Source organism: Riemerella columbina (assembly GCF_030517065.1).
Taxonomy (GTDB): domain Bacteria; phylum Bacteroidota; class Bacteroidia; order Flavobacteriales; family Weeksellaceae; genus Riemerella; species Riemerella columbina_A.
In genome coordinates this window covers 1974470-2000956 of the sequence record NZ_CP103950.1, presented here as the reverse complement: position 1 = coordinate 2000956, position 26487 = coordinate 1974470, and the positions used below count along the sequence as shown (strand labels likewise).

The window sequence follows — 26487 nt, the reverse complement described above, 5'->3', positions numbered from 1 at the left end:
ATATAGAAAACGAAAAAATGATGCTGTTCTTATTTAGATAAAAAGTCTAAAACAGAGTAATCTCCTAAGGAAATCTCTCGGGATACGCCAAAATATTTAGCGGAATTCCCAATCATAGAATTGCTGAGGTTCCCGTGGTTGATTAAAGTTTTCTCTTGGATTAAAGAATGATCAATGTTAGAGTTAATCACTTGAGTATCATTACCTAAGGAAACATTAGGTCCGATTTTTGAATTTTTAATGACCACATTTTCACCAATAAAGCACGGTGGAATAATCAGGCTGTTTTCTATCTTTGCAGAGGCAGGATAAGAAGACATGGCTTCTTTTTCGTATTGTAAAATTTTCCCATTGGTTTCTACCGTGGCGTTTTTATTTCCGCAGTCCATCCAATCGTTCACCTTGCCGAGGGAGAATTTTGCCCCTTTCTGGCGAAGATTTTCTAAGGCTGTGGTCAGTTGGTACTCGCCACCTTGCATAATATTATTGTCCATAATGAAATTGATTTCATCCATCAATTTCTCGGCAGATTTAAAGTAATAAATCCCGATAATGGCTAAGTCAGAGACGAAAGTTTGCGGCTTTTCCACAAAATCCGTAATGAATCCGTAATCGTCTAATTTAACCACGCCAAATGCCGATGGATCTTCTACTTTTTTCACCCAAATTACGCCGTCAGAATTGGTGTCTAAGACAAAATCAGCACGGAATAAAGTATCGGCAAAAGCCACCACCACATCGCCTTGCATAGAGTCTTCGGCGCACTTGATGGCGTGTGCGGTGCCCAGTGGTTCATCTTGGGTATAAACGCTACCTTTGGCGCCTAATTTTTCGGCAATTTCGATTAAAGATGCCTTCACTTCATCACCAAAATCTCCGATGATAAAAGCGACTTCTTCAATGGGTTGTCCTGCCACTTTGGCAATATCTTCTACCAATCTTTGAACGATGGGTTTTCCAGCGATGGGAATGAGCGGTTTTGGAACGGTTAAAGTATGAGGTCTTAGTCTGGAACCGCGCCCAGCCATAGGTACAATAATTTTCATATGTTGTGTGTTTTATATATTATTCATTTTTGCGCGTCAAATATACCAATTAAAATTGATAACCCAAGCCCTTGATTTCCTAAGAGATGTCAGCTGGGTTGAGAATGGCGCTTGTGGCGGAGTTTGAGCAAGTTGTTTTTCTCATTCCATAAAATCCCTGCTGTGAAGATGAACAGGAGCGCATTGCCGAGCCAAACATTGGCATTAAAAACTTGGTAAGATAGGAATGAAAAAATAGCCAAAACCAATAGCACGAGGCTCATTTTTTTTACTTTATAGGGAATAGGATAATGTTTTTGACCTAAAAAATAGGAAATCAGCATCATACTTAGGTAGGCGACGAGCGTTGTCCACGCAGAAACCATAAAGCCGTAAGTCTTCAAAAAGAGAAGATGCAGGATGATCGTAATGCCGGCTCCAGCCCAAGAAATCAGCGTACCGTAGCCTGTTCGGTCGGTCACTTTGTACCAAGTGGAAAGGTTGTAATAAATCCCAAAACAAAGGTTAGCAATCACGATAATCGGCACAATATCTATGGCGATCCAATAAGAACTATCGGTAATAAAAATGGTTTTGAGCCAAGAGATATTCGCGATGATGCCCAGCGCAGCAATAGAGGCAAATAGTGTGAAATATTCCGTTACTTTGGCATAAGTTTTAGGGGCATTTTGTTGGTTCATTTGTTTGAAAAAAAACGGTTCTACGCCCATTCTATAAGCGGTAACAAAGAGCGTCATCAGCACCGCTAATTTATAACAGCCGCCATAGGCACCCGCATCACCTTTCGGAATGATACCATATTGCACGGTTTTATCAAAATTCTCATTCACCATAAACGCCAATCCAGCCAGCATAATAGGATAGGAATATTTAAACATTTTCTTAAATAAAGATGCAGAGAATGATAATTTGACCTTTAAAATCACAGGAATGAGCAAGATAACACCGAAAACACTCGCCACCACATTGCTTACAAAAGCATAAGAAACTTGGGTGTTCATCCCAAATTTTGCAGAAATATTTTTAGGAATAGCCAAGAATAGAACCAATACGCAAAGCACTTGCACCAAAACTTGCAACACTCTAATGGCGGAGTATCGTATCGGGCGGTTGTGGAACCTTAGCCACGCCAAAGGAATCACGCACAAGGTATCAAAAAACGCAATCAGTCCAAACCAGCGGATATACTCGGGGTGGTGGGCATAACCGATAGCGTTGGCGATAGGCACTCCAAAAAAGAAAGTGGTCAGCAAAAATAAAGATGCGGTAGAAAATAAAAACCAAAACGAAGTGTTAAAAGTGGATTGGGCTTGATTTTGGTCAGAAGAATATCGGAAAAAAGAAGTCTCAAACCCCAAAGTGAGCAAGATATTCACATAAGACATATATGCATAAAGGTTCGTAAATTGGGCAAACTCTTCCTTATTGATATAATAGATGAAAAACGGATTGAGGATAAAATAAATCACCCGTGGGAGGATGGCACCAATGCCGTAGATGATTGTTTCGTTGAGTAATTTTTTCAAAATTTTAATTTTGGCAAAGATAGAAAAATTTAAAACCAAAGTAGAGTGGTGGCGTTAAGTTTTGAAACTCAAATTTTGGCAGATTGCTAAAAACTAAATAACTTTACCCCTACTAAAATCTTAAAAAAGATAAGAATGAAAACCTTGATTAAAAATGCCTACATCGTTAATGAAAACCAAGTGCAGAAAGGCGATGTGCTGATAGAAAACGATAGGATTTTAAAAATAGCCCCAGAGATTACGGGAGTTCCAGAAGCACAAGAAATTGATGCTACAGGGCAATATCTGTTGCCAGGTGTTATTGATGACCAGGTGCATTTTAGAGAGCCAGGGCTAACGCATAAAGGAACCATTGCTACGGAAAGTAAGGCGGCGGTGGCAGGGGGTGTGACCAGTTTTATTGAGCAGCCCAACACAGTGCCGAACGCCGTTACACAAGCCCTTTTAGAAGAAAAATACCAAATAGCGGCGCAAACTTCTTTCGCTAATTATTCCTTCTCTATGGGGGGCACCAATGATAATTTGGAAGAAGTGCTCAAAACCAACCCTCGGAATGTGGCAGCGGTGAAGCTCTTTTTGGGCTCCTCCACGGGTAATATGTTGGTGGATAATCCAGAAATTTTAGAAAATATTTTTTCCAAAGTTAAAATGCCCATTTGCGTACATTGCGAAGACGAGGCGACCATAAAAGCCAATACGGAGCGCTACAAAGCGGCGTATGGCGATGATATTCCTGTGAAGTTTCATCATTTAATCCGAAGTGAGGCGGCGTGTTATACATCCAGCGCTAAGGCCATTGAGCTGGCGAAGAAAACAGGTGCGCGCTTGCATATTTATCACATTTCTACCGCTAAAGAAACGGCATTGTTGGATCATAAAACGCCATTAAAAGACAAGAAAATAACGGCGGAAGTCTGTGTGCATCACCTATGGTTTACCAATGAAGATTACGAAACCAAAGGAGCTCTCATCAAATGGAACCCAGCGGTAAAAACAGCGGAAGACCGTGCGGGGCTTTGGGCGGCATTGTTAGATGATAGGATTGATGTGATTGCAACCGACCACGCGCCACACACTTGGGAAGAAAAGCAGAAACCTTATACCCAATGTCCTTCGGGGGCGCCATTGGTGCAGCATTCGCTACAAGCGATGTTGGAGGCGGTAAAACAAGGTAAAATCACAATAGAAAAGGTGGTGGAGAAGATGTGCCATAATCCAGCGATTATTTTCCAGATTGAAAAGAGAGGTTTTATCCGCGAAGGTTATAAGGCAGACCTTGTTTTGGTGGATTTAAACCAAGAGCAAACGGTGGAGCCCGCTAATTTGCATTACCATTGTGGCTGGAGTCCTTTGGAGGGTACGGTGTTTCATTCGGTGGTGACCCACACTTTTGTGAATGGACATTTGGCGCACCATAACGGCACTTTTTCCGAAAAACGCACTGCAGAACGGCTGTTGTTTGAGAGGGGAGAGAGTGTGTAATTATTGCCTTTAACTCAACTTAATTTTATTAAAAAATATTGAAAAGCCTAAAATAAAAGTTTAGAATAAGGCGTGTTTGCATCCTTCCGATGCCTGCAATGCTATGAAATTCTGGCTTAAATTTGGTTGGCTTTCAAAAAATGATTATCTTTGCCAAAGATTTACGGATAATAATGAAAAGGCTTCTAAGGAGAAAGCCTTTTTTCGTACTATAAATTTGGCAAAATTAGACCACAAAATGGAGTTTAAAGCACAAATAGAGCATTGGCTCAACCAGTTTTTAGCGGAGCGCCCCGATTTATTTTTAATCGAGCTGAAAATCTCTGCCCATGATGATGTTATCGTGATTTTGGATGGAGATCAAGGCGTGTCTATTCAAGATTGTTTAGATGCCAGCCGTGCCATAGAATTCAATATGGATAGAGAAGCCCACGACTTTTCCCTGCAGGTGATGTCCGCGGGGCTTAGTGAACCCCTAACGATGCCAAGGCAGTTTAAGAAAAACCAAGGTCGCCAATTAGATCTTTTACTGAACGACCAAACCAAAATAGAAGGCGAGCTGGTAAAGGTGGATGATAACGGCATTACGCTATTGTTGAGGTACAGAAAACCGAAAGACATCGGTAAAGGAAAGGTAGATGTAGAGGAAGAAAGAGCGATACCATACGCTGAGATAAAAAAAGCAATGGTCGCGATTAAATTTTAAGAAAAATATAAATTCAAGAAAAATCTAAAAAACATAAATATAAATGGATAATTTAGCTTTAATAGAAGCATTTACAGATTTTAAGGACGAAAAAAACATTAGCAAGATAGACCTAATGGCAATTATTGAAGACGCCCTAAAAGTGTTTCTTAGAAAAAGATATGATTCTGACGACCATTTTGATGTGATTGTGAATCCAGATAAAGGTGATTTCCAGATATTTCTAAATAAAACTGTGGTGGAAGATGATATGTCCGAAGATGATGATTTAGAAATTGAAATCTCCGAAGCTCGCAAAACCGATCCTACATTTGAGGTGGGCGAGGAGTTTACGCAAGAAATTAAAGTTTCTCAGTTAGAGAGAAGGAATATTTTAACCCTGAAACAGATTTTAGCCACCAAAATCCAAGAGCATTATAATGCCCATCTTTACGAACAATTTAAAGACAGAATAGGCGAGATTATGGTTGGCGAGATCCACCACATCCGCTATAAGCATGTGATTTTGTTAGATGAAGATGGCAATGAGTACATTTTGCCAAAAGAAAAACAAATTCCTGCGGACTTCTTTAGAAAAGGAGATAGCGTGAGAGCGGTGATAGAAAGTGTTGATTTCAAAGGTTCTAAGCCACAAATCACGGTATCCAGAGTATCGCCGAAATTCTTAGAAAGGCTATTGGAATTAGAAATTCCAGAAATTCAAGATGGTACGATTATTTTGAAAAAAGCCGTAAGAATTCCAGGGGAGAAAGCGAAAATCGCGGTAGATGCTTATGATGATAGAATAGACCCTGTGGGCGCTTGTGTGGGCGTTAAAGGTTCCAGAATTCACGGGGTAGTTAGAGAGCTCAGAAACGAAAATATTGATGTGATCCAATGGTCTAAAAATCCAGAAATTTTGGTTAAAAGAGCCTTGGGGAATGTGACCATCAATAAGATAGAAGTAGAGCCAGAAGAAGCCCGTGCATTGGTGTACACGCCATCAGACGAGATCGCAAAAATCATCGGAAAACAAGGGCAAAACATCAAGTTGGCGTCTTGGCTAACCGATTATGAAATTGATGTGTACAGAGAAGGCGCCGAAGATGAGGATGTAGACCTTGATGAATTCCGTGATGAGATAGAAACTTGGGTGATAGAAACCTTTAAAAAAGTAGGTTTAGACACAGCAAAAAGCGTGATTACCAAGGATAATGAAACCCTAATCCGCCTAACCGATTTAGAGGAAGAAACCATAGATGAGGTGAAGAGAATTCTCCGCGAAGAATTTGAATAGCCTTATCATAACCAAAGCAGAGAGCGCTTTGAAGATTTAGAACAAAACCATTAACATTATAATTAAATTAGTGCAAAGAGTTCCAAAACTCAATGCCGATAAAAAAATATTATGCCAAAAAATATTAGATTAAATAAAGCAGTTAAGGAACTTAATATTTCCATCCCTCGTGCCGTAGAATTTTTAGCATCTAAGGGGATAGAGATAGAGAGTAACCCTAATGCTCTATTAGCACCAGAGGCATATTCTGCATTAGAAGCTGAGTTCAAAAAAGATGGAGAACAGAAAAAAGCATCTAATGAGGTGGTCATCTCTAAAGTTCCTGAAGAAAAAATAGAACTTAAAGAAGAGAAAGCCCCTGAGGTTATAAGAGCCAAATCGACTGAAAAACCAGAACAACCTAAAATTTTAGGAAAAATCAACCTGAACCAAGACGCACCTACTGAGCCCGTGCAAGAAACACCTGCCCCTAAAAAAGAGGAAGAGGCAAAGCCTGCCGAAGAGCCAGTAGAGAAGGAGGAAGCCAAGCAAGAGCTTAAAGTATTGGGACAGATTGATATTTCTCAATTGGAGCCTTCTAAGAAGAAACCAGCCAAAAAATCGGCTAAGGAAACGGCGGCTAAAACTGAGCCACAACCGAAGAAAGAAGCCGAGGCTCAACCTAAAAAAGAAAAGGTTGAAAAAGTAGAAGCATCAAAAGAGGCGCCTAAGACCGAGCAGCCTGCACCAGTGGCAGAAACGCCTGCAGTAGAGGAACCACAGAAAATCGAGACCAACTACCAGAAGCTGGAAGGTCCTAAAATTCTTAAAGAGAAAGTAGACCTCTCCCAGTTTGAGACGCGTCCTAAAAAGAAAAAGAAAAGAAAGAGAATTACCCCAGCAGGCGAGGCAAAACCAGCCGATGGCAATGCCAATAGCACCAACCAAAACAAGCCAAAACCTGTCAATAAGAAAAATGATGCAGGCAGAACGCGTGGCGGTAAGAAAAAGCGCAATGAGAAAACAATGCCTGTGGAGCTCACAGAAGAGCAGGTAAAAAATCAAATTAAGGAGACTTTAGAGAAGCTGACCAACAAGGGTGGTAAATCTAAGTCGGCTAAGTATAGAAAAGAAAAAAGAGTTCAGAGAAGAGAGTTAGATGCCGAGCAAGAAGAATTGGCAGCAATGGATAAAACCCTCAAAGTCACTGAGTTTATCACGGTAAGTGAGTTGGCAAGTTTGATGAATGTCTCTCCAACCGAGGTGATTTCGGCGTGTTTCTCATTAGGCGTTATGGTAACGATGAACCAGCGCTTAGAAGCGGATACGCTCACTTTGGTGGCAGAAGAATTCGGATATCAGATCGAATTTGCAGATGCCGACCTTACTGATGAAGCTGCTGAAGATGAGATGGATAACCCTGAAGATTTACTTCCTCGTGCGCCTATCGTTACGGTAATGGGGCATGTGGACCACGGTAAAACTTCCCTCTTGGACTACATCAGAAAAACCAATGTTATCGCGGGTGAATCGGGCGGAATTACGCAGCACATCGGCGCTTATAATGTGAAGTTAGAGAACGGCGAGCGTATTACTTTCTTAGATACACCTGGTCACGAGGCGTTTACCGCGATGAGAGCCAGAGGGGCGCAAGTTACGGATATCGCCATCATCGTTATTGCAGCGGATGATGATGTGATGCCACAAACTAAGGAAGCCATTTCTCACGCGCAAGCGGCAGGCGTTCCTATGATTATCGCCCTCAATAAAGTGGATAAACCGAATGCCAACCCTGATAAAATCAGAGAGCAACTTTCAGCGATGAATATTCTCGTGGAAGAATGGGGCGGTAATGTCCAATCTCAAGAAATATCAGCTAAATTTGGTAATAATGTAGACTTGCTTTTAGAAAAAGTATTGATACAAGCCGAGTTATTAGAGCTCAAAGCCAATCCGAACAAAAATGCCCAAGGGGTGGTTATAGAAGCCTCTTTGGATAAAGGGCGAGGCTATGTGGCAACTATGCTGGTGCAAGCAGGAACGCTTAAAGTCGGCGACTATGTATTGGCAGGTAAAAACCATGGTAAAGTGAAGGCGATGCTGGATGAACGAGGCAAAAATATGGCAGAAGCGGGACCTTCCATTCCTGTGACCATTCTCGGTTTAGATGGCGCACCTACTGCAGGGGACAAATTCAAAATCTATGATGATGAGAAGGAAGCCAAAACCATTGCCAATAAGCGTGAACAGCTTCAGCGTGAACAGTCTATCAGAACTAAGAAGCACTTAACCTTAGATGAAATCGGTAGAAGAATTGCCTTAGGCGACTTTAAGGAGCTTAATATCATCTTGAAAGGGGATGTGGACGGCTCTGTGGAGGCATTGTCAGATATGCTCCAAAGACTTTCTACGGAAGAAATCCAAATCAACATTCTTCACAAAGGCGTGGGACAAATTACGGAAAGCGACATCTTGTTGGCAACAGCATCAGATGCGGTGGTAATCGGCTTTAATGTAAGAGCTGGTGCCAATGCCAAAGACTTAGCCGATAAAGAGGAAATAGAAATCAGAACTTACTCCGTAATCTACGATGCAATAGATGATGTGAAAGAAGCGATGGAAGGGATGTTGTCGCCAGAAATCAGAGAGCAAGTGATTGGTAATGTAGAGATTAGAGAGGTGTTTAAGATTTCTAAAGTCGGCTCCATTGCAGGTTGTATGGTGCTGAGTGGTAAGGTAACCCGAAACTCTAAAATCAGATTGCTTAGAGATGGCATCGTAAAATACGACGGCGAGTTGGAGAGCTTAAAACGCTTCAAAGATGATGTAAGAGAGGTCACCAAAGGCTATGAGTGCGGTCTGAACCTCAAAGGTTATAATGATATAGAAATCGGCGATATTTTAGAAGTTTATGAAGAAGTAGCCGTTAAAAAGAAACTGAAATAGCGTTATGTGCTCAGTTTCTGAGTAAATTAATAATCGGTTCTGAAGATTTTTCAGAGCCGATTTTGTTTATAATGATTCTAAATTGAAAAGTATTTATCAATAGTGTTAATAAATGTTAATTGTTTTTAACGTATTGATTTTTAGTGTTTTTTTTGTTATTTTATTGCGGTGTTTTGTATCTTTAAAAACCAAAGTTAACATAGAAATAACGGTTTTTATTTGGTTATGTTAAAATTTATTAACATTTTTGTAGGGTATAATATTAAAATTTGTTAATATGAATGTGAAATTAAGAGTGCTAACGGCTGGAGCGGTTTTCTTTTTAGGCGCCCAAAGCGTAGTAGCACAAAAAACTAAAAACGATACCGTTAAAACCAAAGACATCGAAGAGGTGGTAATGGTGGGGTATAGAAAAACTGATAAGGCAGATATTGCACAAGCAGTTTCTACTATTACAGCTAAGGATTTAGCTAAACAATCACCTACGCTATCTATGTCGAATATGTTACAGGGGAAAGCAACAGGGGTACTTGTACAAACTTCTTCAGGTAAACCAGGAGATACAGGTAATATTAGTATTCGTGGAGTAGGAAACCTCTCTAATACTCCGCCACTAATTGTGATAGATGGTAATTATGTATCGTTAGCTCAATATAATGCATTATCTCCATCAGAAGTGGAAAGTCAGGTTATCCTTAAGGATGCAGCAGCCACAGCTCAATATGGTTCTAGAGGTGCTAATGGAGTAATTGTAGTAACCACTAAATTAGGGAAGGGAAAAACAAGGTATTCCTTTACTACAAAAATAGGTACGGCTCATAAAATTTCGGATAAAGAACTAAATTTTGAGATGATGAATTCGTCTCAGAAAGTAGATTATGAAAATGCCCTTGCACCGTATATTAGTAATTCGCAGAATTATTTGGCTTTAGGTTTAACAGAAGCTGAGGCAAAGGCTATTAACACTAACTGGGAGGATGAAATTTTAAGATCTTCTTTTATTTCTTCGTATTTATTAAACGCTTCTGGAGGAAATGATAAAAATAGATTTTTCTACTCATTAGGATATGACGAAGATACAGGTATTGTTAAATATTTAGATGGGTTAAAAAGATATACAGGGAGGTTTAATTTTGAAAATAAACTATCAGATAAACTAAAGGTAGGGGTTAATTCTTCTGTTCAATACCAAGAAGTAGCAAATCAGCGTGATCGTTATAATGCACAAAACCCTTTTGTATTTGCTTATCAAGCTAATCCTTATGAGAAAGTATTTGATTCTGATGGAAGTTATAACCCAACAACGGTTGGTTTTCCTATATTAGAGGCTTTACAAACTAATACATCCGTTGGAAGTAATTTAAGAATTAATGGTGTAGCATTTGCAGAATACCAGATTTTAGAAGGACTAACCTTTAGATCTCAGTTTGCAGCAACATATAATGATTTAAATAGAAAAAATATAACCAAAAAAGATTCATATTTAGACCAAATCCTTAAATTAGGAGGAGCAATGAATCAGAGAAAAACAAATTGGTTTAACTATACCTTTTTGAATAGATTGGATTATACTAAATCATTTGGATTAAATAATATTAATGCAACAGCGTTTTATGAATTTAATTCTATTCATATGACTGATCTATATGCTGCAGGAAAGGGATATAAGACCGATATTTTTGATTATTTAGATAACATGAATACTCCTACAGCTATAGGAGGAAGCCGCGAGGAAGAAAGAAGATTGGGTATGGCTTTATTAGTAGATTATTCATATGACAAAAAATATATACTAACAGGAGCTATTAGACAGGATGGAAGTTCTAGATTTGGATTAAATAATCAGAAAGGAGTATTTTGGAGTGGTAGTGCAGCATGGAATGTTGCGAGAGAGTCTTTTATGGATAATACCCCTTTTAATAGTTTAAAACTTAGAGCATCTTATGGTATTTCTGGAAATGATGCTTCATTAGGAAACTATCAAAATAAATCATATGTCGCTTTTGGCAGATATGGTCAAGCTTCAACGACTTATATCACAACAACATTAGGTAACCCAGATTTAAAATGGGAAAAAGTGAATATTACTAACTTGGGATTAGACTTTGGTATATATAAAGATAGAATTTCTGGAGCAGTAGAAGTTTTTAGAAATAAAAGATCAGATTTCATTCAATTAGTAAATCTCCCTAATGGTTATAGAAGATATGAAAACACGGGAGAGTTAGTAAATGAAGGAATAGAGATTGCATTAGCATTAGATGTTATTAGAAAAAAAGGATTTAACTGGTCTATCAATTTAAATACATCAGCTGTTAAAAATAAACTAAACCGTCTTGCAACAGATGATGAAAAAGAGAGGATAGTAGGTAATAATATTTTAAAAGTAGGAGAAACTCCTTATTTATTCTATTTAGTTAGAAATGCTGGTGTAGATCCAGAGACAGGAGATATGCTTTATTATACTAATAGAGATGTAAATGATAAAGTTTCTGCCTCTGAAGTTATAAAAGATACAGAGAATGGACGAGTGACAAATGTTTATTCATCTAGAGATAGACAAGTAATAGAAGGGAAAAGCCCTGCGCCAAAATGGTTTGGAGGTTTTGGAACATCTATATCTTATAAAGGGTTTGATCTAAGTGCAGATTTTGTCTATAAATTAGGAGGATACACATATAATAATCAAGCGTTAGACAGGTTGGATCCTGCTCAGTATAATTCAAATAAAGCTGTAGAGGCTATTAACTTTTGGAGAAATAAAGGGGATACCAATGTTCTTCCAAAACCAACTTCAGACGGTCTTTATGGTTCAGACTACTTTTTACAAAAGTCAGATTATTTAAGGCTAAGATCTCTTAACTTAGGATATACATTTGATAAAAAAAATTGGGGAGAAGCGTTACCATTATCATCTGTAAGAGTATTTGTACAAGGGCAAAACCTTGTAACTTGGACAAAATTCCAAGGTGATCCAGAGGTTTCTATCGGTTCAGGTGAATCTAAAACACCTTTTATCCCTAATGCTTATACATTGTATACTTACCCTACAACTAAAATATATACTTTTGGGGTTGAAATAAACTTTTAAAAACATAGAAAAATGAATAAAAATATAATAAAAATAGCATTACTAGCAATACCTTTATCATTAATATCGGTATCTTGTGATAGAGAATTAGACCAAAACTCATACTCTAAAGTAAATGATGAAGTTGCTTTTCAGGATCCAAGTAATTTTACAGGGGCGCTTTTATCTTCATATGCACAGGGTAGACTTAATTATTCTGGAGATACAGGCAATTTATTAGGTATTACGGATATATTTACGGATAACTTAATCTTATCTCCAGATGGGAGATATTCTAATTCTTCTACATATGTTTGGAATATAACTCCTACTAACGCAGGAGTAACAGGGGTATACACAAATGCTTATCTTTCTGTTAATAGAGCTAATACAGTCCTAAAATATTTAAATAATCTACCCACGGGAGAGTTTAGAACAAATGTAGAAGCTGAGGCGAGAGCTCTAAGAGCTTTATGGCATTTTGATATTGTAAGATCCTATTGTAAAATACCTACTCAATCTTCAGATGCTAATGCTTCTTTAGGGATTGCTTATCTGACAGAGTTTGCTCCTGAGACATATACTACTAGAGACTTAAATGTTTCTCAAGTATATGAGAAGATAGTTTCTGACTTAGAGTTTGCAGCAGAACACCTTACAATAAAGTCTCCTGATAAAAATAGATTCACTAAGGAAGCTGTATTAGGGTTATTATCTAGAGTATATTTGTATATGGGAGAATACGATAAGGCTATTGAAGCAGGTAAGAAATCTCTTGCTATTGTTGATGATCCAGGCTCATTGAATTCTTTTAATAAAATTTTCACAGAGGATGACGCTACAGGAGTATTGTTGAAGTTTAGTAATTCACTATTAGATAATATTGGCGTAGGTACTGTATTTCAACAAGATTTTGGCAAAAAAGGAATAAAAGCAGAGTATGCCGTAGAAAAGGATTTGTATGATATGTACAGTAATGATGATGTTAGAAAATCTACATATATTAAAACTACTGTATATAATAACAATAGCTATAATGTTGTAGTTAAGTATCAGAATGCGGGACAAAATAGACCAGATAATGTGGTTGATGTAAAATATCTAAGAACCGCAGAGGTGTATTTAAATGTAGCAGAAGCGGCTTATAGAAAAGGAGATGCTCAATTAGCATTAGAGATGCTTAATGCATTAAGAACTAATAGGTATCAAAATTATACTATAGGTAATGAGTCAGGTAATGATTTACTAGATGCAATTTTGAAAGAAAGAAGATTAGAGTTAGCTTTTGAGGCAGATAGATTCTATACACTTAAGAGATTAGGTCTTTCAGTACAAAGAAGTGGTAAAGGACCTTATGCTGATGGGTCTGGTAATCCAAACAGTAAACAAAATTTACCAGCTTCATCTAACTACTGGCAATGGCCAATCCCTCAGAGTGAAATAAATATTAATAAGGATCTAAAGCAGAATCCTGGATATTAATATTTTCCCTAAATTTGTACCTCATAAAATCATTATGAGGTACATTTTTTTTATCCTACTATTGTGGATTTCCAATATTAAAGCGCAGGTTTTAAGATCTGCAGATGGTAATACAAAACTAAACGAAGACTCGTTGGTGGTGGATAGCGGGCGCCGAGATTCTACGGTCGTTTTCATCCCAACCGCCCAAGATTACCAATTTAAAACAAGGCTCGGTAACTATAAAACCTTTGATACCGCTTTTACCATCAACCAATATGAGCGCTTTACCCAGTATAATAATCAGGACAATTTTGGGAAAATTCCGTTTTTAAATATCGGTTTAGGCTTTCAGGATTTGGTATTTAGCACCAATGAAGAACAGAATTTAAACCTATTGCCCACCAATAAATTCCACATTATTAAAGACATTGATGACATCCTTTATTACGATGTGAAAACGCCTACCACAGCCTTTGTTTACCACAATGGCGTGAACAATGGCGGCGCTCTCCAATCCACTTATACCCAAAATATAGGGCAAAATTTCAATTTTGCAGTAGAATATTCAGGTTTGCGTTCCAAGGGCTTCTATCGCCGAAGTTTGGCGGCAAATAACCGCTTTACGATTTCCGCCCACTACCTTTCCAAAAATAAAAAATATGAAGCCTACGCCCACTACACCCATCAGAATATCAATGCGGAAGAAAATGGCGGCATCAACAGTTTAGACCAGTTTCTTAACGATTCTCGCTTTAAAAATAGAGAAAATTTAGAGGTCAATCTCTCGGCATCAGATAGCCGATTTTCATACAGAAGATATTATTACAGCCACGAATTCCGCCCATTGAGTAGCGAAAAATTTCCGTTTAAACTGAGGCATACCATTTATCATCAAGGCAACAAATACGATTTTAACCTCTCCACAGCGGAGGCGTATTGGCAGAATCAAGGCGGAGGGCAAGTGCTATCAGGAATGCCTTTGGGGAGCCGAAAATATTCAGAAAATCTAAGCAATACCGTGAGTTTACTTTGGGATGATCCCCGATTTAAATTAGATGCAGGGCTGCGCCATCAGCACTTGCAATTGGGAACGACCAACCCACTCAAAGACCAGTTGATGCAGGAAAATCGCTTGGGAGCTGTGGGGCATTTGGATATCAATCTTTGGGACAAATTACGGCTGAATTCCTTCTTGGAATTTTCTAAGGGGAACGCTTTTGGAACCTATTTGAGAACGGCAAATGCGCTTAGTTTTGAACCGATTAAAGATTATTTTTTAGATGCAGAGGCTAATTTCCAGTCAGTGGCACCCAGTTTTAATGCGTTGGTCAATAGCTCGCCATATGAGAATTTCAACTACCAACTCACCGATTTTAAAAATGAAAATACCTTAGAAATTGGCGGTAGGTTGAAGCTCAAATGGTGGGGTACACAAGTGTCTGCAAAATATTTTAGGGTAGACCACTACACTTATTTTGATGCTCTGGGGCAGCCACAACAGAGCGGAACAGCGCTTAATATTTCTCAAATTGGAGGCGAAACGACGCTCAAATATGGCAAATTTCACTTAAATCCGAAGATTTTGGTGCAGTCGGCGCTGTCTAATACAGATTTATTCCCAATGCCGAATTTTATTGGGCGGTTACATTTCTACTTCCAAACGCCAGCATTTAAAAAGGCTGCCGATATCCAAACAGGGCTTAAGATCTACTATTTTTCAAAATTCAACTCCCGAGTTTATCTCCCTATGCTTAATGAATTTGGACTTCCTAACGCTCAAAGTTACAGCATAGGTGGGCAGCCCATTGCGAGTGCTTACTTTAATATGAAAGTGAAAAGAATGCTGATTTACGCTGAGGCACAGCATTTTAACACCACTTTTATGAAAAATCAATCTTATACCGCCCCCTATTATCCCATTACGGATTTTCGTTTAAATTTGGGCATTGTATGGTATTTGTTTTATTAAAACTAAGAGAAAAATTAACTATTGATGGTCACACGCATTCCTTTTCAAAATATCCAAAGTATTCCCCCGATTATTAAAGATTTCTTAAATGGTCGGTGGGAAGATTTTGAGCCTTATCGCTTCAATTTAGACACGATAAAATCCACGATACAAAACAAATCAAAATTCTACACACCGCAACAGCGGGAGGTTCTACACCGTGTGATAACCCAGCAATATCAAGGAATTCCGCTTTCAGATTTACAACAGAATCACCTGGATTTATTGTTGGAAGACAACACTTTTACAGTAACCACAGGGCATCAGCTGAATTTATTTACAGGTCCCGTGTTTTTTATCTATAAGATATTACAAACCATTAAAACTTGCGAATATCTTAAAAATTATTATCCAGAATATCATTTTGTACCGATATTTTGGATGGCAACGGAAGATCATGATTTTGAGGAAATTAACCATTTTAGAACACCAGAGCATTATTATGAGCTCAATGCCAAAGCGGGTGGTGCTGTGGGGCGCATTAAAGTGGAGCATCCAGATTTTGTGGCGCAGTTTGCGGAAGATTTTAAAGATGAACCTTTGGGCGCGACTTTAATACAATGGATGCAGCGGGTGTATCGTGTAGAAAATACACTAACCCAATCGATTAGAATTTTGGCTCAAGAGCTCTTTTCGGCGTATGGTTTACTCTTGTTAGACGGCGATGAGCGACAACTCAAAACCCAAATGATACCGCTCTTCAAAGAGGAATTACAGCATCAAACTTTAGAGAAAACCACCACCGAAACTGTAGAATTTCTCTCCGCAGAGTACGGCAAAGTGCAGGTTAATCCACGAGAAATCAATTTATTCTACCTATCGGAAACGAGAAATAGAATAGAAAAAACAAATAGTGGTTACCATGTTGTGGATACGCCAATTCAATTTTCGGAGGAAGAGATGATGTTGGAATTAGAGCGTTATCCAGAGCGTTTTAGTCCCAATGCCCTTCTCCGCCCTGCCTATCAGGAAACGGTACTCCCCAATATTGCTTATGTGGGCGGCAATGCTGAGGTGGCTTATTGGCTGGAGCTGGTGAACTATTTTAAAGCGGCAGGTCTTAATTTTCCAACTTTGGTACCTCGCCATTCTTTGTTGTTTATTTCTGAGAAAACAGCAAAAAAAGTGGAAAAATCAGGCTGGCAGGTGGAAGATTTCCTTAACGATGTTCAGGCGCTATTCAATCAAAAACTATTGGATGCAACGCCACTTTCCACTTTGATTGATGAAAAACAACGCTTGCTACAACAAGGTTTTGATGAGTTGAAAACGCAAGCCGCTCTGACTGAAAAAACATTTTATAATTTAGTAGAAGCCGAAGAAACCCGCCAACTGAAAACTTACGAAAGGATGAAAAAACGCCTTCTAAAAGCTGAACGCCTCAAAAATGCAGAGCAATTAGACTGGCTATTAAGGCTAAAAGAAGAAATTTCACCCAACCAACAGTGGCAAGAGCGCCAGTATAATTTCAGCACATTTTACAAAAATCAAGGCGAAAAATGGCTCCAAACCTGTTATCAATTGCTCAATGCTGATAATTCTGAGCTGATAGTTTGTGCTATTTAATCTGAAAAATGTATTTTTGTGGTCTATTTTAGAACGATGAAAAAAATATTGATAGCACCGCTTTTTCTATTGAGCTTTTGGATGCAGGCTCAAACACATACCGTTTCGGAAAAGGAAACCCCATATTCTATTTCCAGAAAATATGGACTTTCGCTTCAAGATTTGTACCGTCTCAATCCAGAAATTAAGGACGGAACACTCCAAATAGGACAAGTCATTAAAGTGGGGAAAGGCGCCGCCAAAACCACAGCACAACCTACGAAAACCAGCACTTCGGTGAAGACAGGAACCATTATCCTACAGCCTAAACAGACCATTTATGGCATTACGAGACAGTACCACATTTCGGAGGCGGAGCTTAGAGCGCTCAACCCTCGTTTAGAGATGAAAATCGGTGAAGAAGTGACTTTGCCGTTGGATAAAATCAACCAATATGCTGACCAAAGGGCGCAGACACCAGTGACTACGATCACTTCGGAAGAGGTCAATACGCAACCTGTGGAAACGCAACCAGCCTCGGAGCAAAGGCCCATTGGTGCAGATGAATATCAAGTGCAGCCAAAAGACAATTATTATAAAATCAGTCGCCGTTTTAAAATCAGCCGAAAAGATTTATTCGCCCTCAACCCAGGGTTAGAAGAAACAGGGCTAAAAGTAGGCGATGTGATTAAGGTAAGATATGCTGAAAACCAAGCGCCAGCACCTACCAAGGCCGCTCCAGAACAGACTTATAGCACCACAAGTACACAAGATGATTATGTGACATATACCGTGCAAAGTGGCGATACCATTTTCGGAATTCTTAACCGTTTTGATGTTGATTTAGAAGAATTGATGCGCCTCAACCCTCAACTTGCCGATGGCTTGAAAGCAGGAATGGTGCTTAAAATAAAGAAACTCAACCCAGCGTATATCAAGAAAAATGAAGATGCCCTTAGCGTGGTGCTGATGTTGCCCTTCGGTTTTGATACAGGCGATGCGAAGTACAGAAGCCTATCCACAGATTTTATGGCAGGGGCTAAATTGGCGGTGGAGATGAACGCCGCAAAGGGGCAGAAGTTAGATTTCAGAATCATAGATGCTGGCAATGAAGGCTCTTTCAAGAAAAATTTAATGCAAATCAACACGGCAAACACCGATTTAATCATTGGACCGTTATTTAAATCCAATGTGATAGAGGTGTTAGATTATGTGAAACAGAGCCAAATCCCTGTGGTGGCACCGTTTGCCAACAGCCCAGAGATGTATGACTACAGTAATTTAATCATTGCGGAAACGGATAAACTCATCTATGCGGATAGGATTGTAAAAGAGGTTAAGGAGGCGTTTTCTAATCAGAAAATTTACATTGTGGCAGGCAAGTCGCAGGACAATGCTCGCTATATCCAAAACCAATTTCAAAAAACCTTGAAAAATGCAGAGGTTAAAATCGTGGCTCAACCTTCAGAGATCGCATTGGAGCAAAATATGATGACGGGACAGAGCGCACCAGTCATCGCTATTTTAGCCGATGATACTGATGCTGTGGGTGCAGCATTTTCATCAAAAATCATAGATTTAGCCAAAGAAACCAAAGGCATTAAGGCGTTCAGTATGTTCTACACGCCATCTTTTGATAAGAAAGTAGATGAGCTGAGCCAAGCCTCGTTGGTGTACATTATGGACAGAAAAATTAATACCGATGGTAGTTTTGAGAAAGAAGTGCTTAAGGCTTATCAGAATAAATATTGCAAAGCACCATCTAAATACGCCGTGATCGGTTTTGATATTGTGAATGATATGCTCTCCAGAGAGAACGCTAAAGGCGAGATTTTCAAGCAAATGGGTAAATCTCAAACCCAGTTAGCAACCAAATTTGAATTTGAACGCGTGAAGTCTGGCGGCGCCTATGTGAATGTAGGTTACCGCGTGGTAAGGCTTTTACCGTAAATATAAAAACAACCAATTATTATGAAAGCATTAGTGTTCCCAGGACAGGGGTCTCAGTTTGTAGGCATGGGGAAAGAACTTTACGACAGCCGTAAAGATATTAAAGAGATGATGGAATCCGCAAACGATATTTTAGGATTTAACATCTTGAAAATGATGTTCTCTGGCACAGATGAAGATTTAAAACAAACCAAAGTAACACAACCCGCTATCTTTATCCACTCGGTAGCGATGGTAAAAGCCATAGATGCCACGGGGACTCAGATGGTGGCAGGACACTCGTTGGGCGAGTTTTCGGCATTGGTAGCAAGCGGTGTGTTGTCCTTTGAAGATGGTTTGAAGTTAGTCGCTCAAAGAGCCGAGGCGATGCAAAAAGCCTGCGATGCCCATCCTTCTTCTATGGCGGCTATTTTGGGCTTAGAAGATACCAAAGTGGAAGCCATTTGTGCAGAAATTGATGGCATTGTGGTGCCTGCCAATTACAATTGCCCTGGGCAGTTGGTAATTTCTGGCGAAACCCCAGCCGTGGAAGAGGCTTGCGTTAAAATGAAAGAAGCGGGTGCTAAAAGAGCGTTGCTACTCCCTGTTAATGGGGCTTTCCATTCGCCGTTGATGAAGCCTGCACAAGACCAACTGGCAGAGGCTATAGAGCAAACCCGATTCAGAAAAGCCAGTTTCCCTATTTATCAAAATATCACCACTACGGCGGTTTTAGATGAGTCGGAAATTAAGAAAAACCTTATTGCCCAGCTGACAGGACCTGTAAAATGGACACAGTCGGTGCAAAATATGATTAAAGATGGCGCCACCACTTTTATAGAAGTAGGACCAGGCAAAACTTTACAAGGACTGATAAAAAAAATAGATCCAGAGGTGAGCGTATCCTCACCGATGTAACCCATAACAAAGCTTCTTTACCCACCGTAGAGAGGCTTTTTTTATTTCAATTTTATCCCATATTTGCCCATTTAGGCTGAGGAAGGCTGTTGCTCATCAATTATGAGGTAGAAAATCATTATTTTTGTCCAATGGAAACATTTTTTTCTTCGGGGAAGTTGCTCCTCACTTCGGAATATATGGTGCTGGAAGGCGCATTGGCATTGGCTGTTCCCACAAAATTAGGGCAGTCGCTACAGGTGGAACATCAGCCAGAGCGAGAGCCTATTCTCCTTTGGCAGGCGTATCATCAAAATCAGTTGTGGCTTAGCGTGGAGATAGATTATCAAAATGAGGACATCCTCCGCACCAATCATCCAAAGTCGGCGTATTTCGTGCTTAAAGTTTTCCAAACTTTGAAAAAAATAGCCCCTAAAGTGTTCCAGCAAGGCGGAAGGTACAGTTTCAAAACCAACTTAGAATTTCCAGCCGATTATGGCTTGGGGAGTAGCTCCACGCTGATGGCAAATTTAGCGAAGTGGGCAAAGGCAGATCCCTATCAACTCAACGAATTGAGTTTAGGAGGCAGCGGTTATGATGTCGCAGTAGCGATGTTGGGGCAGTCCATACTCTATCAACTTAAAAATGGACGACAGATAACGCCCGTGGTGTTTGCCCCAGATTTTAAAAACGAATTATTATTGATACACCTCAACCAAAAGCAAGATTCTCGCGAGGGCATTCGTTGGTTTAAAAATAGAGCGAAAACACAGGCAGAAGTGGATTTTTTCTCAGAGCTGACCCAATCGGTGTTGGAGAGCCGCTCTATTTCTGATTTTTCCGAACTGATGACGGCGCACGAGGCTCAACTATCCACTTTATTAGGGATGCCAACGGTAAAAGAGCGTTGGTTTTCAGACTGTCCAGTATTTGTTAAAAGTTTGGGCGCTTGGGGTGGAGATTTTGTGCTTACGAGAACTTTTTCTGGTGATCAAGATTATTTTCAACAAAAAGGATTTTCAACAACCTATGCTTATTCTGATTTAGTTCTTTGATATTCAGTGGTTTGTAATGAACTTGCGTTATCTGATGAATATCATTATATTTAACCCGATTTTAAACTTTAAGAATAATTAAATTTGTAATCTAAAAAAAGTAAAAAATTATTAAGTTATTTATATTATGGAAAAAATCAGACAGTATTTAGAGAAAAACGGTATTAAAAACCCGACAGAAATCGTTTATAATCCGTCTTATGAAAGGTTATTTCAAGATGAAATGAGCGAGGCTAACCAAGGCTTTGAAAAAGGAGAATTAACCGATTCTGGCGCTGTAGCTGTTAAAACTGGAATTTTTACAGGGCGCTCGCCAAAGGACAGATTTATTGTAAAAGATAAAACCACAGAAGATACCATTTGGTGGGATGGAAAAATCAATAGACCAACCACAGATGAGGTTTTCCAAAGCTGTAAAAAATTGGTTACAGATGAGCTTTCTAACAAAAAACTTTATGTGGTAGACACTTTCTGTGGTACCAACCCCGATACCAGATTAAAAGTAAGATTTGTAATGGAGGTGGCGTGGCAGGCGCATTTTGTGACCAATATGTTCATCCGCCCATCTCACTATGAATTAGAGCATTACGGCGAGCCTGATTTTTTAGTTATGAATGGCTCCAAAGTGACCAACCCGAACTGGGAAGCACAAGGGCTCAATTCAGAAAATTTTGTGATGTTTAACCTAACCGAAAAAACACAAATCATCGGTGGAACTTGGTACGGTGGTGAGATGAAAAAAGGAATGTTCTCTATGATGAACTATTACCTACCGCTTAAAGGTATGGCATCTATGCACTGTTCTGCCAATGTAGGCGAAGAAGGCGATGTAGCGGTATTCTTCGGGCTTTCTGGAACAGGGAAAACCACACTTTCTGCTGACCCTAAGAGATACCTTATCGGTGATGATGAGCACGGTTGGGATGATAATGGCGTGTTCAACTACGAGGGCGGTTGCTATGCTAAAGTGATTGACCTTTCAGAAGAAAAAGAACCAGATATTTGGAGAGCCATCAAGAGAGATGCTTTACTTGAAAATGTGGTGGTAAAAGAAGACGGAAAAGTAGACTTTGCCGATGGTTCTATTACCGAAAATACCAGAGTTTCTTATCCAATTTATCATATCAATAAAATTGTATTGCCATCTAAAGCAGGGCACGCTAAAAAGATTATTTACCTTTCTGCAGATGCTTTCGGGGTATTGCCACCAGTATCTATTTTAACAGATGAGCAGGCACAGTACCACTTCCTTTGCGGTTATACTTCTAAATTAGCAGGTACAGAAAGAGGCATTACAGAGCCTACACCATCTTTCTCTCCAGCGTTTGGTGAGGCGTTTTTATCCCTCCACCCGACTATGTATTCTAAAACTTTAATTGGCAAAATGAAAGAACACGGCGCCAAGGCCTACTTAGTTAATACAGGTTGGAACGGTACGGGTAAGAGAATTTCATTAAAAGACACCAGAGCGATTATTGATGCCATTTTAGATGGTTCTATCGATAAAGCGGAAACTGCAGTGATCCCAGTGATGAATTTAGAATATCCAACATCACTACCGAATGTGACCGAAGGAATTTTAGACCCAAGAGCCACTTATGCTGATGCTTCTGAATGGGAAGAAAAAGCGAAATTTTTGGCAGCTAAATACATTAAAAACTTTGAGCAATATACAGATACTGAGGAAGGTAAAGCTTTAGTAGCTGCAGGACCTCAGTTATAAAAAATAAGGGTTGAAATCAATCATTTGATTGTAGAAAGGGAGGCACTTTTATGGTGATCTCCCTTTTTTATGCAGCATGATGCAGAATTTGTAAAGTTAAGGGCAATAATATTAAACCAGAAGTTTTTGAGCACTCCCAAAATTATCCTCTCAAGGTTGTCCAATTATTTTAGCTTTTCCATTTGAGCTTTCAATCTCTCAACCTTTGAATTTGGGATAAAACCATTCAACCTCTCATCATAGAAAAGGCTTTCGGAGGTTCACTGCCAACTTTACCAATTTACATCTTCACCAATTTTTACATCACTTAATCATTCAATCAAAAACTGAAATATTCTTATAATCATCAATATAGAGGAAGCCATCGATTTGCACGAGGCGGATGCGCCATTGGCAAGAAATAGACTGATCATTAGGGCGATCGCTATAGTAAACGGTGAGGTCTACGGTGTAGAAATAAGGCTCTTTTTTCTCGTTGCTAAAAGTGGTTTTCGTGACCAAAGGCGGTGCATCACCGTTGCCACATTGGTAAAGAAAGTCGTACGGATATTCGTAGTTTTCGGTGGGATAAATGCCCTTAAAATCGCTTAGATCCTCCTCATCGGTAGGCCGTATTTCATATAGATCCAGCCACCAAAAATAGTCGCGCAGTCGGTGGGTGTAGTAGCTGTAGCTGTCCATTTTAGGCGACTGATTTTGATGCAAAGAGTTCATCAAATCTTGGCGAATAAACGCTTGAATTTGCGCTGGCGAATACTTGATTTTCTCAAAAAAAGCTTGCTTTTTTTGCTGAGATTGGTACGGGTGGTCATCTATTTTGAAGATGAGTTGCAGCCCTTGGTTCGTTATTTTATACTCGCCGATGAGTTCAAAATCAAAGGAAATATCATCGCTTTCGCTCGTTTTTTACAGAAAACCCAAAGACGGTCGCCCTCCGCAGTCCCGATATAAATATTACCCGTATCGGCATATTCGGTGTAGAAATTAAACACGATATTTTGGCTATTTCTTCCATTAACCTGATCATTATCAAAACCTTGTTTCATCTCTGGGTAGAAGTTCAACTCGGTGCTACCAGGCACATCTACAGGAAACGCCACCTTCGGAAAATCACGGTATTGAATGTAAGTGCGGGTCACATTTTCGGTGTATTCGCTATGAGACATTGGGCGCTCGTAGGTCTCGCCAAAGAGGATTTTGAAGTCCTTGGCTTGGGGCTGAGGCGTGGCGTTTTCGGTGGAGGTGTGGGCAACGCTAAGCGGCTGATCTGCCTCTGTGGCTGTGTTTTTTGTGGATTTGCCTTAACATCCAAACAGCAATAAGCCCGAAAACATAAAGCATAGTGGCATCATTTTTCTTTTCATAAGAATAGATTTTAGAATTTATATGAAAACAAATATACAAGTTTATTTGTAAATATAAACCTAAAGATTAAAAATGATGATAAAATTTCAATTGAGATCTACTTTCTAATTGACTTGAAACATTTAATGAATAAAGGCAAAAATCTATCTACCCCTCAACCAAATTTTGTACAGCCAAATGGTAGCCTTTAACGCCAAAACCAGAAATAATACCATCGGTATAGGGCGCGGTTACGGATTTTTGTCTAAAAGCTTCCCTTTTGTAAATATGGCTGATGTGGACTTCTATTTTAGGCTTTTTTAAATTGGCAAGGGCATCAGCAATGGCGTAGGAATAATGCGTGAACGCCCCAGGGTTGATGATTAGCGCATCATAATCCTCCTCTTGAATTCTGTTGATCAGTTCCCCCTCTATATTAGATTGATAGTATAAAATCTCGTGGTTGTATCTATTTTGTAGTTCGCTGAGAACCGTTTCCATACGGATATTGCCGTAAATTTCGGGTTCTCTGGTGCCGAGGAGGTTGAGGTTGGGACCGTTGATGATGAGTATTTTCATAGGAGTGATTTTTGTGAGGCTTAAAAATAAAAAAACCTCAGATATTATCTGAGGTTTGTAGCCCGTAGGGGAATCGAACCCCTCTTGCAAGAATGAAAATCTTGAGTCCTAACCGATAGACGAACGGGCCATCTATTAACCTAATTTATTAACATGCTTAGTCAACTTGCTCTTTAAATTAGCTGCCTTATTCTTATGAATAATATTTTTCTTTGCTAATTTATCGATTAAAGAGATTACTTTTGGTAATTTCTCTGTAGCAACTTGTTTGTCTTCTTCGTTTCTTAATACTTTTACAGCAGTTCTGGCTGTCTTGTGATAGTATCTGTTGCGAAGTCTTCTTGCTTCGTTTTGTCTGATTCTCTTAAGTGCTGATTTATGATTTGCCATAACTTTCTAAAAACTTGGTTGCAAAGATATGCTAATTTTTTTAATTACAAAACTTTTTTAATATTTTTTTACTTCGTTAAGAAGTTTTTGTAGCCTATAGGGGAATCGAACCCCTGTTGCAAGAATGAAAATCTTGAGTCCTAACCACTAGACGAATAGGCCGCTTTATTTCGGACTGCAAAAATACAACTATTTTTGTTTTTGCAAAATATTTTTTCAGATTATTTTGATTTTTTTTCTATCACAATGTTCTTAATACCTTTGGATTCTAAGTTTTTCATCTCTTTTACCGCCTCTTCTAAGGTGTAGAATTTGCCATAAGTATAGTAGAATTTACCATTATTGCGGGTTCTTTCTACCTCATTTAGGGTGTTCAGGATGTAAGAATCTCGCCCTAACTTGCGGTCGGTTACTGCAACTTCTAATGTATAATAGCCTTGTGCCAACTTCTGGTTAGGAACAAAACTGATGGCTACGGCGTTTCTAAATCCAGCATCTTTTGCCGTTTTAACATTGCTATTTTTAACAGAAGCATAGTTGGTGGTGCTGTAATAATATTTATAGAAGCCATTTTCTTTGAGCGTGAGGATATAGTTGAGCCCTTTTAAGGCAGGATCCCCTTCGTTAAATTTATCAGGAGAGCTCATCAATAATACTCTGAAATCATTTTTGAGTGGTTGCTCTTTTGGTTTTTCAGGAATTTGGTTGGCGGTAAGTTGTCCACCCGCGCGGTCGGCTAATTTTTTATAATCGGTAATGGCTTTATAGATGCTCTCGGCGATGGCTTTTTGCCCAGAATAGGAGCTCAGCAGCGCCGCTTCATCATAATTGCTGATAAAGCCCATCTCGATTAAAATAGAAGGCATCGCGTTAAGCCTGAGCACATGGAGATTTTTCTGTTTAACCCCTCTGGAATAGCGGTGGTCTTTATTGGTGAAATTCTCTTCCACCAAACTACCGATGATCAGGCTTCGTTCTAAATATTTCTGTTGTTGGAGTTTAAGCGCAATCAGCGATTCTGGCGATTTTGGATCATAGGAAGCGAAGGTTTGTCGGTCTTCTTTATCCAAATAAATCACATCATTTTCAGATTTGGCAACTTCTAAATTCACATCGTTTTGGTCGGGACCCTGCACAAAAGTTTCGGTGCCGTAGGCGGAATTTCTATTGACCGCATTACAGTGGAGAGAGACGAATAAGTCTGCCTTGGAGCGGTTGGCAAGGTTGGTTCTGGAAGTCAGGTTGGGGTAAACATCACTTTTTCTGGTATAGATAACCTTAAAATCTTTGTTTTTCTCCAATAGCGCACCGAGTTTTAGGGTAACGGCCAAGGCGATATCTTTCTCTATGACATGACCTAAATCGCTATATTTTCTATTGGCGCCAAAATCACTGCCGCCGTGCCCTGCATCTAATACAATGGTGAATTTCTTCTGTGCGGAAGAGGCTAAAAATAGAAGACTCAATAGGAGAGTTAAAGGTTTTTTTATGTTAAATAAACGGCTACCTGTGTTCATATTTG

Annotated in this window: 20 protein-coding genes and 2 tRNA genes; 13 read left to right on the top strand and 9 right to left on the bottom strand. The window is 39.3% G+C overall.

Translation table 11 applies throughout. From position 1 onward, the window contains the following. Positions 1–29: 29 nt before the first annotated feature. Complete coding sequence (locus tag NYR17_RS09435) at positions 30–1046, bottom strand: sugar phosphate nucleotidyltransferase (RefSeq protein WP_302505449.1); 1017 nt, start codon at positions 1044–1046, stop codon at positions 30–32. An 89-nt stretch (positions 1047–1135) separates the two neighbouring features. Then, positions 1136–2572 carry a lipopolysaccharide biosynthesis protein gene (locus tag NYR17_RS09430; RefSeq protein ID WP_302505448.1) on the bottom strand — a complete coding sequence of 479 codons (1437 nt, stop codon included), beginning with the start codon at positions 2570–2572 and terminating at the stop codon, positions 1136–1138. Positions 2573–2707: 135 nt separating this feature from the next. Between NYR17_RS09430 and NYR17_RS09425 the strand changes: the two genes are divergently transcribed. From NYR17_RS09425 to pckA, 12 genes are all read left to right on the top strand, one after another. Then, a complete protein-coding gene (locus NYR17_RS09425; RefSeq protein ID WP_302505447.1) occupies positions 2708–4054 on the top strand; it encodes a dihydroorotase in 1347 nt (448 codons plus the stop codon). A gap of 238 nt (positions 4055–4292) precedes the next feature. Beyond that, positions 4293–4760 (top strand): ribosome assembly cofactor RimP, encoded by a 468-nt coding sequence (gene rimP, locus NYR17_RS09420; RefSeq protein WP_302507063.1) that lies wholly within the window; start codon positions 4293–4295, stop codon positions 4758–4760. A 43-nt stretch (positions 4761–4803) separates the two neighbouring features. Beyond that, positions 4804–6036 (top strand): transcription termination factor NusA, encoded by a 1233-nt coding sequence (gene nusA / locus NYR17_RS09415; protein ID WP_302505446.1) that lies wholly within the window; start codon positions 4804–4806, stop codon positions 6034–6036. A 111-nt stretch (positions 6037–6147) separates the two neighbouring features. After that, the gene (gene infB / locus NYR17_RS09410) at positions 6148–8961 is read left to right on the top strand and encodes a translation initiation factor IF-2 (protein ID WP_302505445.1); all 2814 of its coding nucleotides are present in this window, start codon (positions 6148–6150) and stop codon (positions 8959–8961) included. Between the two features lie 277 nt (positions 8962–9238). After that, positions 9239–12052, top strand: a complete 2814-nt coding sequence (locus NYR17_RS09405) for a SusC/RagA family TonB-linked outer membrane protein (RefSeq protein ID WP_302505444.1) — start codon at positions 9239–9241, stop codon at positions 12050–12052. A 12-nt stretch (positions 12053–12064) separates the two neighbouring features. After that, on the top strand, positions 12065–13513 hold the full coding sequence (locus NYR17_RS09400) for a RagB/SusD family nutrient uptake outer membrane protein (protein WP_302505443.1): 1449 nt from the start codon (positions 12065–12067) through the stop codon (positions 13511–13513). 34 nt (positions 13514–13547) lie between these two features. Further along, positions 13548–15464 carry a putative porin gene (locus NYR17_RS09395; protein ID WP_302505442.1) on the top strand — a complete coding sequence of 639 codons (1917 nt, stop codon included), beginning with the start codon at positions 13548–13550 and terminating at the stop codon, positions 15462–15464. A gap of 24 nt (positions 15465–15488) precedes the next feature. Beyond that, the gene (gene bshC, locus NYR17_RS09390) at positions 15489–17069 is read left to right on the top strand and encodes a bacillithiol biosynthesis cysteine-adding enzyme BshC (RefSeq protein WP_302505441.1); all 1581 of its coding nucleotides are present in this window, start codon (positions 15489–15491) and stop codon (positions 17067–17069) included. 36 nt (positions 17070–17105) lie between these two features. After that, the gene (locus NYR17_RS09385; RefSeq protein WP_302505440.1) at positions 17106–18998 is read left to right on the top strand and encodes an amino acid ABC transporter substrate-binding protein; all 1893 of its coding nucleotides are present in this window, start codon (positions 17106–17108) and stop codon (positions 18996–18998) included. Positions 18999–19019: 21 nt separating this feature from the next. Then, positions 19020–19895 (top strand): ACP S-malonyltransferase, encoded by an 876-nt coding sequence (gene fabD / locus NYR17_RS09380; protein ID WP_302505439.1) that lies wholly within the window; start codon positions 19020–19022, stop codon positions 19893–19895. Positions 19896–20026: 131 nt separating this feature from the next. After that, entirely contained in the window at positions 20027–20929 is a 903-nt protein-coding gene (locus tag NYR17_RS09375; RefSeq protein ID WP_302505438.1) for a GYDIA family GHMP kinase, read from the top strand. A 127-nt stretch (positions 20930–21056) separates the two neighbouring features. Beyond that, the gene (gene pckA / locus NYR17_RS09370) at positions 21057–22652 is read left to right on the top strand and encodes a phosphoenolpyruvate carboxykinase (ATP) (RefSeq protein ID WP_302505437.1); all 1596 of its coding nucleotides are present in this window, start codon (positions 21057–21059) and stop codon (positions 22650–22652) included. Between the two features lie 315 nt (positions 22653–22967). On the opposite strand, the gene NYR17_RS09365 is transcribed toward pckA, so the two are convergent. Together NYR17_RS09365 and NYR17_RS09360 are read right to left on the bottom strand one after the other, a co-directional pair. Further along, positions 22968–23369, bottom strand: coding sequence for a hypothetical protein (locus tag NYR17_RS09365; protein WP_302505436.1), 402 nt, complete (start codon positions 23367–23369; stop codon positions 22968–22970). Positions 23370–23497: 128 nt separating this feature from the next. Next, a complete protein-coding gene (locus NYR17_RS09360) occupies positions 23498–23818 on the bottom strand; it encodes a hypothetical protein (RefSeq protein WP_302505435.1) in 321 nt (106 codons plus the stop codon). On the opposite strand from NYR17_RS09360, the gene NYR17_RS09355 reads away from it, so the two are divergent. Beyond that, entirely contained in the window at positions 23810–23974 is a 165-nt protein-coding gene (locus NYR17_RS09355) for a hypothetical protein (protein ID WP_302505434.1), read from the top strand. The two genes, NYR17_RS09360 and NYR17_RS09355, sit on opposite strands and share 9 nt — an antisense overlap. A gap of 190 nt (positions 23975–24164) precedes the next feature. Here the strand turns inward: NYR17_RS09355 and aroQ are convergent, their stop codons facing one another. The 5 genes from aroQ to NYR17_RS09330 form a co-directional block, all read right to left on the bottom strand. Continuing rightward, complete coding sequence (gene aroQ / locus NYR17_RS09350; RefSeq protein WP_302505433.1) at positions 24165–24575, bottom strand: type II 3-dehydroquinate dehydratase; 411 nt, start codon at positions 24573–24575, stop codon at positions 24165–24167. A gap of 58 nt (positions 24576–24633) precedes the next feature. Beyond that, a tRNA-Glu gene (locus NYR17_RS09345) sits at positions 24634–24705 on the bottom strand. A 5-nt stretch (positions 24706–24710) separates the two neighbouring features. Continuing rightward, positions 24711–24965: a 30S ribosomal protein S20 gene (gene rpsT / locus NYR17_RS09340; RefSeq protein ID WP_302505432.1), complete on the bottom strand. Its 255-nt coding sequence runs from the start codon at positions 24963–24965 to the stop codon at positions 24711–24713. A 90-nt stretch (positions 24966–25055) separates the two neighbouring features. Continuing rightward, positions 25056–25127, bottom strand: a tRNA-Glu gene (locus NYR17_RS09335). A gap of 59 nt (positions 25128–25186) precedes the next feature. Beyond that, entirely contained in the window at positions 25187–26482 is a 1296-nt protein-coding gene (locus NYR17_RS09330; RefSeq protein WP_302505431.1) for an N-acetylmuramoyl-L-alanine amidase family protein, read from the bottom strand. Positions 26483–26487 lie beyond the last annotated feature (5 nt).

Coding starts and splice junctions, on each gene's coding strand:
- NYR17_RS09435 (WP_302505449.1), bottom strand. CDS start 1,046: ATGAAAATTATTGTACCTATGGCTGGGCGCGGTTCCAGACTAAGACCT.
- NYR17_RS09425 (WP_302505447.1), top strand. CDS start 2,708: ATGAAAACCTTGATTAAAAATGCCTACATCGTTAATGAAAACCAAGTG.
- rimP (WP_302507063.1), top strand. CDS start 4,293: ATGGAGTTTAAAGCACAAATAGAGCATTGGCTCAACCAGTTTTTAGCG.
- nusA (WP_302505446.1), top strand. CDS start 4,804: ATGGATAATTTAGCTTTAATAGAAGCATTTACAGATTTTAAGGACGAA.
- infB (WP_302505445.1), top strand. CDS start 6,148: ATGCCAAAAAATATTAGATTAAATAAAGCAGTTAAGGAACTTAATATT.
- NYR17_RS09405 (WP_302505444.1), top strand. CDS start 9,239: ATGAATGTGAAATTAAGAGTGCTAACGGCTGGAGCGGTTTTCTTTTTA.
- NYR17_RS09400 (WP_302505443.1), top strand. CDS start 12,065: ATGAATAAAAATATAATAAAAATAGCATTACTAGCAATACCTTTATCA.
- NYR17_RS09395 (WP_302505442.1), top strand. CDS start 13,548: ATGAGGTACATTTTTTTTATCCTACTATTGTGGATTTCCAATATTAAA.
- bshC (WP_302505441.1), top strand. CDS start 15,489: ATGGTCACACGCATTCCTTTTCAAAATATCCAAAGTATTCCCCCGATT.
- NYR17_RS09385 (WP_302505440.1), top strand. CDS start 17,106: ATGAAAAAAATATTGATAGCACCGCTTTTTCTATTGAGCTTTTGGATG.
- fabD (WP_302505439.1), top strand. CDS start 19,020: ATGAAAGCATTAGTGTTCCCAGGACAGGGGTCTCAGTTTGTAGGCATG.
- NYR17_RS09375 (WP_302505438.1), top strand. CDS start 20,027: ATGGAAACATTTTTTTCTTCGGGGAAGTTGCTCCTCACTTCGGAATAT.
- pckA (WP_302505437.1), top strand. CDS start 21,057: ATGGAAAAAATCAGACAGTATTTAGAGAAAAACGGTATTAAAAACCCG.
- NYR17_RS09355 (WP_302505434.1), top strand. CDS start 23,810: ATGAGACATTGGGCGCTCGTAGGTCTCGCCAAAGAGGATTTTGAAGTC.
- NYR17_RS09360 (WP_302505435.1), bottom strand. CDS start 23,818: ATGTCTCATAGCGAATACACCGAAAATGTGACCCGCACTTACATTCAA.
- aroQ (WP_302505433.1), bottom strand. CDS start 24,575: ATGAAAATACTCATCATCAACGGTCCCAACCTCAACCTCCTCGGCACC.
- rpsT (WP_302505432.1), bottom strand. CDS start 24,965: ATGGCAAATCATAAATCAGCACTTAAGAGAATCAGACAAAACGAAGCA.
- NYR17_RS09330 (WP_302505431.1), bottom strand. CDS start 26,482: ATGAACACAGGTAGCCGTTTATTTAACATAAAAAAACCTTTAACTCTC.